The 13,387-nt window shown below is 34.8% G+C and carries 12 protein-coding genes; all 12 read left to right on the plus strand.

Features of this window, described 5'->3' with window-relative positions:
• The first annotated feature begins 30 nt into the window (after positions 1–30).
• The 12 genes from J2Z26_RS15030 to hldE all read left to right on the plus strand — a co-directional run bounded on the left by J2Z26_RS15030 (position 31) and on the right by hldE (position 13,380).
• Entirely contained in the window at positions 31–1,167 is a 1,137-nt protein-coding gene (locus J2Z26_RS15030) for a DegT/DnrJ/EryC1/StrS family aminotransferase (RefSeq protein WP_193534700.1), read from the plus strand.
• A gap of 36 nt (positions 1,168–1,203) precedes the next feature.
• Positions 1,204–2,103, plus strand: coding sequence for a glucose-1-phosphate thymidylyltransferase RfbA (gene rfbA / locus J2Z26_RS15035; RefSeq protein WP_193534790.1), 900 nt, complete (start codon positions 1,204–1,206; stop codon positions 2,101–2,103).
• Positions 2,104–2,123: 20 nt separating this feature from the next.
• Positions 2,124–3,131 carry a dTDP-glucose 4,6-dehydratase gene (rfbB, locus tag J2Z26_RS15040; protein ID WP_209794366.1) on the plus strand — a complete coding sequence of 336 codons (1,008 nt, stop codon included), beginning with the start codon at positions 2,124–2,126 and terminating at the stop codon, positions 3,129–3,131.
• A gap of 19 nt (positions 3,132–3,150) precedes the next feature.
• Positions 3,151–4,698 carry an oligosaccharide flippase family protein gene (locus J2Z26_RS15045; RefSeq protein WP_193534698.1) on the plus strand — a complete coding sequence of 516 codons (1,548 nt, stop codon included), beginning with the start codon at positions 3,151–3,153 and terminating at the stop codon, positions 4,696–4,698.
• 68 nt (positions 4,699–4,766) lie between these two features.
• Positions 4,767–5,519, plus strand: coding sequence for a 3-deoxy-manno-octulosonate cytidylyltransferase (locus J2Z26_RS15050; protein WP_193534697.1), 753 nt, complete (start codon positions 4,767–4,769; stop codon positions 5,517–5,519).
• The gene (locus J2Z26_RS15055) at positions 5,512–7,128 is read left to right on the plus strand and encodes an aldolase catalytic domain-containing protein (protein WP_193534696.1); all 1,617 of its coding nucleotides are present in this window, start codon (positions 5,512–5,514) and stop codon (positions 7,126–7,128) included. The genes J2Z26_RS15050 and J2Z26_RS15055 overlap by 8 nt, the downstream gene beginning before the upstream one ends.
• 15 nt (positions 7,129–7,143) lie before the next feature.
• Entirely contained in the window at positions 7,144–7,797 is a 654-nt protein-coding gene (locus tag J2Z26_RS15060) for an HAD hydrolase-like protein (RefSeq protein WP_193534695.1), read from the plus strand.
• Positions 7,798–7,874: 77 nt separating this feature from the next.
• On the plus strand, positions 7,875–8,768 hold the full coding sequence (locus J2Z26_RS15065; RefSeq protein ID WP_193534694.1) for a PIG-L deacetylase family protein: 894 nt from the start codon (positions 7,875–7,877) through the stop codon (positions 8,766–8,768).
• 69 nt (positions 8,769–8,837) lie between these two features.
• On the plus strand, positions 8,838–9,977 hold the full coding sequence (locus J2Z26_RS15070; protein WP_193534693.1) for a GNAT family N-acetyltransferase: 1,140 nt from the start codon (positions 8,838–8,840) through the stop codon (positions 9,975–9,977).
• A 79-nt stretch (positions 9,978–10,056) separates the two neighbouring features.
• Positions 10,057–11,229, plus strand: a complete 1,173-nt coding sequence (locus J2Z26_RS15075; RefSeq protein WP_209794367.1) for a GNAT family N-acetyltransferase — start codon at positions 10,057–10,059, stop codon at positions 11,227–11,229.
• 109 nt (positions 11,230–11,338) lie between these two features.
• Entirely contained in the window at positions 11,339–11,896 is a 558-nt protein-coding gene (locus tag J2Z26_RS15080) for a D-sedoheptulose-7-phosphate isomerase (protein ID WP_193534691.1), read from the plus strand.
• Positions 11,897–11,898: 2 nt separating this feature from the next.
• On the plus strand, positions 11,899–13,380 hold the full coding sequence (gene hldE, locus J2Z26_RS15085; protein WP_193534690.1) for a bifunctional D-glycero-beta-D-manno-heptose-7-phosphate kinase/D-glycero-beta-D-manno-heptose 1-phosphate adenylyltransferase HldE: 1,482 nt from the start codon (positions 11,899–11,901) through the stop codon (positions 13,378–13,380).
• Positions 13,381–13,387: the final 7 nt, after the last annotated feature.

Genomic DNA, 13,387 nt, shown 5'->3' on the forward strand with positions numbered 1-13,387 from the left:
TTAAATTCGTTTCTAGAAAGAGGTATAACAATGATAAAATTCCTAGATTTACAAGCTATAAACCATAGACTTCACTCAGAAATGATAGAAAAGTTTAACGAATTTTTAATTCGCGGGAATTATATTTTAAGTGAAGAGGTTTCAAGGTTTGAACAAGAATTCTCTCAGTACTGCAATACTGAATTTTGTATTGGAGTGGGCAATGGACTTGATGCCTTAACACTTATTTTAAAGGGCTATGATATTAAAGAGGGTGATGAGGTAATCGTTCCTTCTTATACATTTATAGCAACGGTATTAGCTATTACGGCAACTGGTGCTACCCCTATATTTGTTGAGCCTGGTGCACATACATTTAATATTGATATAAATCGTATAGAAGAACAAATTACAGATAAAACAAAGGCAATATTGGTTGTTCATTTATATGGAGAAGCAGTTGATATGGATAAATTAAGTGTAATAGCAGATAAGCACAAGATAAAAATAATAGAGGATGCTGCACAGGCCCATGGTGCTGAAAGAAATGGAAGAAAAGTAGGGAGTCTAGGTGATGCAGCGGCATTCAGCTTTTATCCTGGGAAAAATTTAGGTGCCCTCGGTGACGGTGGTGCGATTACGACAAATGACAATGTGTTAGCGGATAAAGTAAGAGCTCTTAGGAATTACGGCAGCATACAAAAATATGTTCATTTATACAAGGGAGTCAACAGTAGATTAGATGAGATCCAAGCAAGTTTATTAAGGTTAAAGCTGCCATTATTAGACAGTGATAATGATACCAGAAGAGAAATAGCCAAAATATACAATGAAAATATAAAAAATCCTCATATTATACTCCCACAAATGCCTAGAGATGAAAAAAGTCATGTTTGGCATCTCTATGTTGTTAGAGTGGAAAATAGGAACGAGTTTCAGGAGTACATGAAGTTATGTGGAGTAGAAACACTAGTACATTATCCTATAGCTCCGCATAATCAAAGGGCTTACTCAGAATTCAAGACGATTCATCATCCTATAACAGAATCAATGTCAAAAGAAGTAGTAAGTTTACCTATTTCTCCAGTAATGACGATGGAACAGGTGAATTTTATCGTGACTGTTGCAAATAAATACAAATCTCCTAATCTTGAAAAAAATAACAAGGAATATGTCTCACAAAGTTAGAGTGTGGGTTATAAAAAAAAGGAAAAAGGTGATCGTTTGAAAGGTATTATAATGGCGGGCGGATCAGGCACTCGACTATACCCATTAACAAAAGCTATATCAAAACAAATACTACCGATCTATGATAAACCTATGATTTACTATCCCCTATCTGTTTTGATGTTAGCAGGTATAAGGGAAATATTAATCATTTCAACTCCAAGAGATATTGATTTGTTCAAGGATCTATTAGGTACTGGGAGACATTTAGGGATAGAAATTGAATATGCAATACAGGATAAACCGAATGGTCTGGCTGAAGCGTTTATTGTAGGTGAGGAGTTTATTGGAAATTCATCTGTCGCTTTAGTTTTAGGAGATAATATTTTTTATGGAACGGATTTCGGACATCGAGTACAAGAAGCAGCCTCCTTAGAACAAGGGGGTATTATTTTTGGCTGTTTTGTGAAAGATCCAAGCGCTTATGGAGTAATTGAAGTTGATGAAAATGAAAAACCGATTTCCATTGAAGAAAAACCTGTATTTCCAAAGTCTAAGTTCGCAGTTCCGGGTTTGTATTTCTTTGATAATCATGTTGTTCAGAGGGCCAAAGAAGTGACACCATCTCCTCGAGGAGAGCTTGAGATTACATCTGTTATTGATCAATACCTTTCAAGAGGAGAGTTATCCGTAAAACTGTTAGGTAGAGGGTTAGCCTGGCTTGATACTGGGACAAATGAGTCGCTTCTTGAGGCATCAAATTTTGTTGAAGCTATTCAAAAACGCCAAGGTCTATATATTGCTTGCATTGAAGAAATCGCGTATCGGAGAGAGTATATCTCAAGAACTCAACTAATTGAGTTAGCTAGGCCACTAATGAAAACAGATTATGGAAAGTATCTTATGGACATAGCAAATGAAGAGAGCAGTAGTGTACCATTCTTGTTTTCTTCCTAAGGATAGAAGGAGGGGCAATGTTGAATATTTTAGTAACAGGTGGAGCAGGCTTTATCGGGTCTAATTTTATCAACTACATGCTAAAGAACTATACCTATAACATTATTAATATCGATGTATTAACGTATGCAGCGGACCTTAGAAATTTACGAAAAGTAGAAAATGCATCTAACTATCGATTTATAAAGGGGACCATATGTGACCGAACTTTGATAGAGAAACTATTTAAAGAATTTGATATAGATACTGTTATTAATTTTGCAGCAGAATCACATGTTGATCGAAGTATTGAGTACCCAGATATTTTTATAGAAACAAATGTAGTAGGAACTCAAGTACTTTTGAATGCCGCTAAAAAGCATTGGCAGGTAAACGGAAAATGTGAATATAAAGAGAACGTTAAATTTATTCAGGTATCAACGGATGAAGTGTATGGTTCATTAGGAAAAGAAGACTTTTTTACAGAAGAAACAAACTTAGCACCTAATAGTCCTTACTCAGCATCAAAAGCTGCTGCAGATGTGCTGGTAAGGGCCTATCATAACACGTACGGATTACCCATGAATATTACAAGATGTTCTAACAATTATGGACCTAACCAGTATTCGGAGAAGCTCATTCCATTAATGATTAAGTCTGCTTTAGAAGAAGTACCTCTGCCAGTCTATGGCGATGGTATGCATATACGAGATTGGCTACATGTTCTAGATCATTGTAAAGCAATTGATATCGTTCTTCATAAGGGTAAGTCAGGGCAAGTATATAACATTGGTGGAAATAATGAAATGAAAAATATAGATGTAGTTAAATTGATCCTACGTTATCTAGGGAAAAAGGAAACTCTAATAAAGTTTGTTCCTGACCGGTTAGGGCATGACAGGCGTTATGCAATAGATCATTCTAAAATCACTTCAGAATTAGGATGGATCCCAACCTATTCATTTGAAGAGGGGTTAAAGCAGACAGTCAATTGGTATATGGAGAACTTACCTTGGTTGAATATTGATAATCCCTTGCTTAGTCATTAGGTTACTTAAGGAGCTGATGATGAATAGTAAAAAGCAGCTAAGTATCAATTTAATAGCAAATATAATGTCCTTTTCCATTAGCATAGGTGTAAGTTTTCTACTTACACCTTTTTTGATTAAACATATTGGAAAAGAAGCTTATGGTTTCTTTCCATTAGCTAATAATTTTGTTATGTATATAAATTTAGTTGTCATTGCCTTAAATTCAATGGCCGCAAGGTTTATTATGCTGGAGATCATGAGAAAAGACGATGAAAAGGCTTCGATCTATTTCAATTCAGTTTTTTACTCGAACATAATTTTAGTTGTTTTATTATCAGTCCCACTATGCTTAGTCGTCTTGTTCATAGATCGTTTATTAAATGTCCCTCACCAATTGTTGAATGAAGTACAAATATTATTTAGCTTAATTTTTCTTACATTCTTGATAACGGTGTTAGGCTCTGTATTTAATGTGGCTACACTAGCAGTGAATCGAATTGATTTACGTTCCTACCAAGACATTATCCAAAGTGGTTTAAAAGCAGTGCTATTTATTGGTTTTTTCTCACTCTTCACTCCATCGATCTTTTATGTTGGGGTTGTCAGTCTATGTGTGTGTGTCATTGGAACTTTTATTTCAATATACCTTACCAAACGTCTGCTGCCGAAGCTATTAATCTCTCTTTCTTATTTTAATATTCATACAGTAAAGGAGCTCCTAAGCTCTGGAATATGGGTATCTTTTAATCAATTAAGTGTTGTCTTACTAATCGGATTTGATCTTTTAATCGCAAATCTGTTTTTTGGTGCATCTAAAGCTGGTGAATATTCTATAGCTCAAACGGTTCCTGCTTTTTTGGTATTTCTTATTAGCATGATTGCTGGAGTATTTGTTCCTCCTATGGCAGCACGTTATGCTGACAACGATATTAATGGACTTGTTCGCGAGATTAGGTTTTCAAGCAAGGTATTGAGTGTGCTGATTAGTGTTCCTATCTCTGGTTTTATCGTTTTTGGTGACGAATTTTATCGATTGTGGGTTCCGGGAGAAAATGCAGAGTACTTGCATTATCTGTCTATTATTATGATGGGGCCATATCTTATAAATGGTTCAATAAGTACTTTGTTTAATGTAAATACAATATTGAATAAAGTTAAGCTACCCTCGATTATATTGTTTATTTCAGGTGTGCTAAATATCCTATTACTCTTTATATTACTTAAATTCACGAATTTGGGATTGTTAGCAATACCCATTTGTAGTTCATCAATCAGTGTATTGCGAAATCTCATTTTTACTCCTATTTATCCAGCAAAGTGTTTAGGGGTAGAGTGGCATAAATTCTATAGTCTACTAATCCGAAACATTATTACAACAGTTATTTTAGTTTGTCTGTTTAGTTTGCTTAAAGAAATGATTCCATTTGGTCAATGGTCAATTTTTATTCTTACGGTAGTAGGCTGTGGCTTACTTGGATATATCATCAGTCTATTTACTACATTGAATAGTAAAGAAATTTCAAGGTGTAAAATTCTAGTTATTTCAAGGCTACTTCAAAGCAAGAAACTAAAGGAATCAGCCTAAAGTATGGGTGTTAAGTAAAACAATTAAGTAGGTAAATACAAGTCATTAATATATAGGAGGACCAATTAATGAGGATAATAGGAATTATTCCTGCAAGATATAATTCGTCAAGATTACCAGGTAAACCAATAGCCAATATTCATGGGAGGCCGATGGTTTGGTGGGTATTTCAAAAAATGAAAAATATACCTGAACTTGATGAGGTCATTGTAGCAACGGATGATATCAGAATTAAGGAAGTCTGTGATCAAATGGAGATTCGTAGCATAATGACTTCAAATTCCCATAAAACCCATTTAGATAGGCTTTACGAGGTTTCTACAATAGTAGATGCGGATTTTTATATAAATGTTAATGGAGATGAGCCTTTAATAGAAACTGAGGCAATTCGAAAAATTCTACCTACCAACGTTGACCCAAATTCGTTATACGTCGCAAATCTGATGACAGAACTTATAAGTCCATTAGAAGCAGTAGATTTTTCAAAGATAAAAATTGCTACAGATGTAAATGGGTATGGCTTATACCTAGCAAGAAGCCCTATTCCCTATCCGAAAGGCACCTCAGACTTTACCTTTAAGAAATTTGTGGGTGTTCAATGCTTTACAAAGAGTGCCTTGGAATTCTGTTATAACGCGCCAAGAGGCCCTATTGAAGCAGCTGAAGATATCGATGAATTTAGATTTTTGGAAAATGGCAAAAGGATTAAATTTGTAGAAGCTAAGGTTACTACATTGTCTGTAGATACACCAAAGGATTTAGATAAAGTTAGATCCCTGATTGGTGAGCACGTAGGATTGGAGGAGTACACTTATGAGTAAGGTAAAGATTCTAGACTGTACCCTGCGTGATGGAGGTTACATTAATGGCTGGGACTTTGGAGAAAGGACTATAAAAAAAGTTATTTCCAAGTTAGCCAAAGCCAAGATTGATATTATTGAATGTGGATTTCTAGAAGAACGGGACTTTGACAGCAATAAGGCTCTGTATAACAGTGTTGAAAGAATAAGAGACTATATTGAACCTAAGAGTGAAAATGTCATGTATGTTGGAATGATTGCTCAGCCCTATATCTCGATTGACAAAATTTCTCCTTGTGATGGTACTTCTATTGATGGAATTCGGGTCACCTTTCATGAAAACGAGATCGAAGAGGCATTTATCTACGGAAAACAATTAATGGATAGAGGCTATCAGGTTTTCATTCAGCCTGTCGGAACAACTAGTTATTCTGATTCAGCCTTGTTAGATTTGATTGAAAAAGTGAATGCTTTAAAGCCCTACGCCTTTTATTTGGTAGATACACTTGGAATCATGTATAAAAATGACCTACTTAGAATGTTTCATCTTCTCGATAATAATTTGGATTCAGGAGTTTCTGTTGGCTTTCATTCACACAATAACCTTCAGTTGTCTTTCTCAAATGCACAAGAAATACTGTCCCTGCATACAAAAAGAAATATTATCATTGATGCTTCAGTTATGGGAATGGGAAGAGGAGCGGGAAATCTATGCACAGAGCTTATTACTCACTATATAAATGAAAATATAAATGAAAAGTATGACACAATTCCTTTATTAGAAATTGTGGATGAGCATCTACTTGCTATTTTTAATGAAAACAACTGGGGCTATTCCATTCCATATTATCTTGCAGCGGTAAATGGCTGTCATCCGAATTACACTTCAAATTTAATTAATAAACAAACCATTTCAGTAAAGTCGATTAATGCAATTTTGAGACAAATACCAAGAAGGAATCGAGATATTTATGATAAAGAGTTGATTGAACAGTTATATATCGACTATCAAAGTCATTATGTGAATGACATAGAGGAACTAATGGTCATAGGAGAACTGGTGAGAAACAGGAAAATCCTTGTGATTGCACCAGGAAAATCAATTGAGCTTCAGAGGGAAGAAATACAAGATTTTATCATGATAAATAATCCTATCGTCTTCAGCGTGAATTTTGTTCCGGATACATTTACGACGGATACTGTTTTTATTAGTAATCAGAAGCGCTTTAATCTTTTATCAGACGGGTATGATGGCCAGTTTGAAAATACAGCTTTTATCACCACATCCAATATTAAAGCTGCTAATGGATTTACTTCAATTGTCGTGAATTATACAGATTTATTGGTTGATAATCCAATTATTTCAGATAATGCAGGTTTATTGTTATTAAATCTCCTACATCGTGTATCGGCAAAAGAAGTGTATGTTGCTGGTTTTGATGGATTCAGTATAGATAAAGCAAATAACTACTTTTCAAATGAATTGAATAATAACACAGAGCTGAATGAGCTAATAAAGAAAAACGAAGCAATGAGTCAATTTTTATCATTTTTAGATAAGAAAATGTCTATTCATTTTATTACATCGACTGTGTATAACGAGATGCATAAAGATGTAATCACGAATTAGGGGATTGGAGGCAATATGAAGTACTCTACGCTAGTCTTCGACCTAGATGGTACATTACTTGATACCTCAGAAGGAATTATGTTGGGTGCAAGTGAAACAGCGCGTAAGATGGGTGCTGGCAAATTAACGATTCAACAGCAAAAAAGCTTTATTGGTCCACCTTTATTGGATTCATTTATGCGTGAATGTGGATTTTCAGAAGTAGAAGCGAGGAAAGCTGTTAACTTGTATAGGAAGAGATATAAAGAAAAAGGATTATATGAAGCAAAGCATTACCAACATATAAAAGAGCTGTTAATGGCTTGTAAACAGACACATTGTAAAACAGCTGTTGCTACTTTAAAAATGGATACATTTGCAAAGGAGATCATAAAGCATTTTGGATTATCGGAATATTTCCATTCAGTTAATGGGATAGATCAGCAAGATACACACTCAAAGGCAGATATCATTTCAATGTGCTTAAAAGATCTGGATCAGAATGATACATCAAAAGTCGTGATGATTGGTGATAGTATTTATGATGCAATGGGTGCTGAAGAAGTTGGGATAGACTTTATAGCTGTAACATACGGTTATGGTTTTACAAGCAAAGAATCAGCTAGTCAGTGTAAAAATGTATTTATTGCTGAAGATGTGCGAGAAATAATAGAATTTCTGGAACTTTAGGTTAGATTGTATGAATAGGGCCTTGCACAGGTTGCAGGGCTATTTTATATGGTAAAGATGTGTAGGGAGGTGAGGTAGTGCAACTTTTAAATCCAGTAGTTAGAAAGTTTCTCAGAAAGGTGAAACAATACCTCCTAAAATTTGATAGCTTTATAAAAATGGTAGAGTATTGTAGAGGATTATATAGATATCCACACAAAATGATAGGGCGGGAATTAGTTATCTGCACTAGTGATGAAGAGACAGATGTACTTGTATTGGCTGCACATCCTGATGATGATGTACTAGGGTTATGTAGTACTTTATATCGCCATCGCATGAATGGAGATCGGATAAAGATAGTTTTTGTTACAAATGGAACAGCTGGTAAGGGTGAAAGCTGGCACTTAAAAACAAAGCATTCAAGAAACAAAGCGAATGTAAGATACATGGAAGCAGTTAGTGCCTTGTCGCAAATCAATATAAAAGAGGATACTATTTTTTGCTTAGGATTTCCTGATGGTGGAACACAGAGGTACCTGCAAGAAATATCAATGGATATCATGATGCTAATGGAAAAGCTTAATCCTAAGAGGGTGTATGTTCACTGTATAGAGGGAGGACATGTTGATCATGATATTACGAGTTTTATAGTCAAGTCCATTTGTAACAAGACGGGATACGTCAATCTATATGAATGGGCAGAATATAATCCTTCACAACCAATAGGGACTAGGAACATTCAGTTTTTCAATCCTAACAAATATAGTATGGAGCAATCTAAGGTTGAGATAACTGAACAGGAACGGGTCCTTAAAAGAAAAATGCTAGCACTACATAAATCACAGGATGTGGAACAGTACTATATGCAAGGAGAAGCAATTCGTAAAGCGGATAGTACTAAGCTAGAAGAGGAACTATATGAATACTGCGAACTATCTAAAAGAAGGCTAACTCCATTAGTGGCAAAATATTATAAATCAATTTCTTAAATAGTATTGTTTCATTTTTCCTTATCAAAACTATTGCTTTGTATTGTATAAACTGCTGAGGTGAATTAATTGGAAGTACTGATTCATAAAGAAATTGATACTCTAGAATTAATAATTCCGGTTTGGAAAACGTTAAGAGAAGAATTCCACGAAATTACCGTTTTTCAAGACATTAACTGGATTAAAAGCTGGTGGGTATATAAAAGCAGCCAATCAAACATTATACCTTATATTATAGAAATCAAGGATAAAAATCATACAGTTGGAATTATTCCATTATATTGTTCTACCATACGCTTTGTATTAATGGATTTCCGAGTGTTAAAACCAATTGGATCAGAGATTTCGGACTATTTAATACCTATTCTCTCTAAAAATTATTCTCATGAAGTACTACTCAAATTAGCCCTTGATAAACTCTATGAGGATAAAAACAGCTGGGACTATATTGAGTGGGTAGATGTTCCAGGGGATTCATTATTTGCTAAATTTTTAAATGGTCAACCCCCTATATCTAAATACGTTAGTAGTTATAGAACAGTGGTTTGTCCATTCTTAAGGCTAAGCGAAAATATAGAAGAAGTAAAAAATCAATTTAATAAGAATTTCTTAAAAGGAATCTTATATAACATAAGAAGAATATCAAGAAATGGTATCCTTCAATACTCGAAGGTAAAGACAGAAGAAGAAATTGAACCAATGTTGAATACTTTTTTTGTATTACACTGCAAAAGATGGGAAAACACATCCACACCAAGTAGATTTAGAAATAAAGAGGATAGAGAACAAATCATTCAGGCAGCCAAAACTTTATTTTATAGTAATTTACTATACTTAGCCTATTTAAGTTATAACGATGAAATTATAGTTGTTCATTTTGGGATGACTGATGGTCAAAAGAATTACTTATATCTGCATGCTATTAATAATATATACAGACACTTTTCTCCCGGTAACATATTCGTTTACAACCTTATTCTAGATGCATGTAAAGACGGTTATGAAATCGTAGACTTTCTTAGAGGTGACGAGGATTATAAACAAAAATGGGGAACAATCAATAGATATAATTTTACTTATATCATTACTAATCAATCAATAAAATCCTTTCTGTTTAGAAAAGGTTACCAACTTATTCATTTAGAATCAAATTGGTCGAACAACCTAAAACACCTAATTAAGCGATTAAATCTAAGATCCGTTCAGTGAGATATAACAGTGTTTAGCTGCTTTATGTAGGCATTTTATTGTTTAAGGTAGCCAAAGAAACTATGTTGAGGTGGAGATGTTGCATGTTATTATTCATAAACAATTATCTATTTTAGAAGAAATTTTTCCAGCATGGGAAGTAAGTAAGCAAGAGTTTTATGATGTTACTATCTTTCAAGAATTAGGTTGGCTTTTAAACTGGTGGAGGTATAAAAGTAATTTGGTAGACATTTCACCCTACATCATTGAAATTAAGGACGGTACAAAGACAATAGGAATTATTCCACTCTATCGTGTAGAAAGCTTTTTCTATAGAGTACTAAAACCTATAGGTGCAGACCAATCAGATTACCTGATGCCCATACTCTCAAAAAAGTACCCTCCAGAGCTACTACTGAAACTAGCTTTAGAGAAAATCTTTGATGACAAAAAAAGCTGGGATTATATTGATTGGGGTGATGTACCTGAGGACTCCATTTTTGCGAGAACATTAAATTACAAAAAAATGAAATATACAAAGTTAATCGACAGCTATAAAGCCGTTACATGTCCATACCTATATCTTGACAAGGACATTGAGATCACAAAGAGTAAAATGAATAAGCCCTTTATGAAGAAAATCCTCTATAAAGAAAGAAAAATTTTAAGGGAAAGAGGAGGAGAGCTTACTTTCTCTAAAGTGATGAAAGAAGAAGAAATTGAACCTATTATGAATATATTTTTTAAATTCCATTGCGAAAGATGGGAGAAAACAGATACACCAAGTAAATTTAGGTTCAAAGAAGAAAAGGAGCATGCACTCCAATCAGCTAAAAGCCTATTTAAAAACAATTCATTATACTTAACCTACTTAAGCCATGAAAAGGATATTGTTGTAGTTGACTTTGGTATGACAGATCAGAAAAGATTATACTTATATCTTCATGCTATAAATATAAAATACAGTAGGTACTCCCCGGGTAATCTTTTACTATATCATCTTATTCTCCAAGCCTGTGAAGAAGGATATGAGATTGTCGATTTTCTAAGGGGGGAAGAAGATTATAAACAAAAATGGGGTACCGAGGACAAATTAAATTTGAAGTATAGAATATACAATGGTTCTATAAAGTCATTATTCTATAGATTAATCTATCGTACTACTCGTAAAAGTCATTTTGTGAAAAAATATATCAAGCCATTTGCAATGAAGGTACTAGGTAACATAGAGCCATCAAAAATGGTCGTATTACCAATAATAAGTTTGTTATAAAACATATTCTTACCATGAATAGGTTTATCTATTAGGCATTCCATTTGTCAGTTTGACTTGGGGATGCCTCTTTTTATAATCTCTCTAAAAAACGTAAGGAGCGGTTTGCATGAGTGTACATTCAGCATTAACAGAACATATTGAAGTGGTGGGGTTAGTAAAAAGTGATTTAATGGGCGAGATTGAAATGATTGGTTCTAAATGTAAGAACGCTTTAGATGATGACCACACCATCTTCTTCATGGGAAACGGAGGCAGCGCAGCTGATAGTCAGCACTTGGCTGCTGAACTTGTCGGAAGGTTTGTAAAGGAAAGAAAGGGGTTACCCTCAATTGCACTAACAACAGATACATCCATCTTAACGGCTGTCGGAAATGACTATGGCTTTGAGAAAATCTTTAGTAGACAAATAGAAGCCTTAGTAAAACCAGGTGATGTGGTATTTGGTATTTCAACTTCAGGAAATAGCCCAAACATCATAAACGCTATTTATAGTGCCAAAGAGGCTGGTGCGCTGACAATTGGATTGACGGGTAGAGGTGGAGGCATATTAAAGGAAATTTGTGATCATTGCATAGTGATTCCTTCAGATAGTACTGCTAGAATTCAAGAGGCTCATATTTTAATAGGCCATATTATCTGTGAAATAATTGATGAGGGGATATAAACATGATTTCAAACATCCAATCTCTTGTTCAAATGTTTAAGGAGAATAGAAGAGACTGTAGGGTGCTTGTAATTGGCGATGTTATGCTAGATAAATATTACTTCGGAGACATTACACGCATTTCTCCAGAAGCACCTGTACCTGTAATAAATATGAAAATGGAAAATAAAACACTTGGTGGTGCGGCAAATGTTGCGAAAAATTTAGCGCTGTTAGGATGCAAAGTTTCCCTCGTGGGGGTAGTTGGCAAGGATCAGGGGCAACAAGAACTACTTCAGATGCTAGAGCATGAAAAGATTGATGGATCAGGGTTGCTAACAAGTGAAAGGTGCACAACGACTAAAACAAGAATTATTAGCGGAAACCAACAGTTATTAAGGATAGACCATGAAGATAAATTTGAAATCATGGATAGTCTAGTTGAACAATTTGAGAAGTGGTATCTACAAAGAATAGAGATGGAGACATTTCATGCCATCATTATTTCTGATTATGAAAAAGGATTTTGTCGTAAGGAGCTTTGTGAAACGGTTATTAGTATAGCAAACCAAAGAGGAATTCCGGTAATAGTAGATCCAAAAGGTCATGACTGGAGCAAATACACAAATGCAACAATAATCACACCAAATTTTAAAGAGTTTAGCAGAATTATAGGTAGTGAATTATCAAATACAGAAGAAGTAATAGCGAAATTTGCACCGATGCTACGGGAGAAATACTCATTAAATTATTTATTAATCACTAGGTCTGAAAAAGGTATGAGTTTAGTTGAAGAAGGGGATATGATTCATATTTCGACGAAGGCAAAGGAAATCTATGATGTTTCAGGTGCAGGTGATACCGTGGTCTCCACCATTGCAGCATTTATAAGCATTGGAGCTCCGCTAGTAGATGCAGTAAAGATTGCAAATATTGCTGCAGGGATTGTCGTTGGAAAGCGAGGAACTTATGCGGTCCGATCAGATGAGTTGCTTGAAGAACTTGAGGACCTAACCCCTTTGGAGAATTTAGATACGAAAGTAATGGCTCGTGAAGAACTAAAACATAGAGTGAATCAGTGGCGGTCCCAAGGTGAAAAAATCGTCTTTACGAATGGATGCTTTGATTTGCTTCATATTGGTCATGCAAAGTATTTGAAGGATGCTCGTCAATTAGGTAATCGGTTGATTGTTGGACTAAACAGTGACTTTTCAGTGAAAAGATTAAAAGGACCAAGCCGGCCGATTGTTAGCGAATCGGATCGCGCAAGGATGCTCTCGTTTTTTGAATTTGTGGATGCAGTATGTATCTTTGAAGAAGATACACCCCTCGAACTCATCTCAGAAGTCTTACCCGATATATTAGTGAAGGGTGGAGATTATAAAGCAGATGAGGTAGTTGGAAAGGAGTACTCAGGAAGAGTTGAGATTATTACTTTTGTTGATGGCTATTCTACAACTAACATCATTGAAAAAATATCAAATTTTGAAAGTGCTAAGGTGTGATGAAACA

It is taken from the genome of Cytobacillus luteolus, from assembly GCF_017873715.1.
Lineage (GTDB): Bacteria > Bacillota > Bacilli > Bacillales > Bacillaceae_L > Bacillus_BV > Bacillus_BV luteola.